Consider the following 457-nt stretch of genomic DNA (forward strand, 5'->3'; position numbering starts at 1 on the left):
ACGGGACAGCACCGCGACACGACGAACCCCCGCCGACGTCCTTGCGCTGATCCGCGAGGTCGGCCCGACCACGAGCAATGACGACCTCGTCGCCCTGCTCGCCGCCCGCGGCATGACCACCGGCGAAAGCAAGCCATTCGACCTCACGGCGATCCGCTGGGTCCGCTGGACCTACAAGATCCCCGGCCCGGGCGCCTACCACGACGGCGAACGCAGCGTGAACGAGGTCGCCGCCGAGTTGTGCTGCAACCCTGGCACCGTCTACTACTACATCAACCGTGGCTACCTCCCAGCCCGCCGTGGTGCCGGCAACCGGCTCTGCATCCCCTGGAACCCGCAGATCAAAACCGAGTTCCAGCACCGCATCAACACCGGCAGCCACCTCGACGTCCGTCCGGCGGTCCCAGCCGCCGCCCAGCAGGCCTAATACTTCAGCCCACACCAACCCGCCCGAAGG

At 68.1% G+C, this 457-nt stretch carries 1 pseudogene; it reads left to right on the forward strand.

What is annotated here, in order from left to right:
* Positions 1 to 427, forward strand: a pseudogene (locus MJ797_RS24830) (hypothetical protein); the annotation flags it as partial.
* Positions 428 to 457 lie beyond the last annotated feature (30 nt).

Source organism: Protofrankia sp. CiP3 (assembly GCF_917627345.1).
Classification (GTDB): Bacteria; Actinomycetota; Actinomycetes; order Frankiales; family Frankiaceae; genus Protofrankia.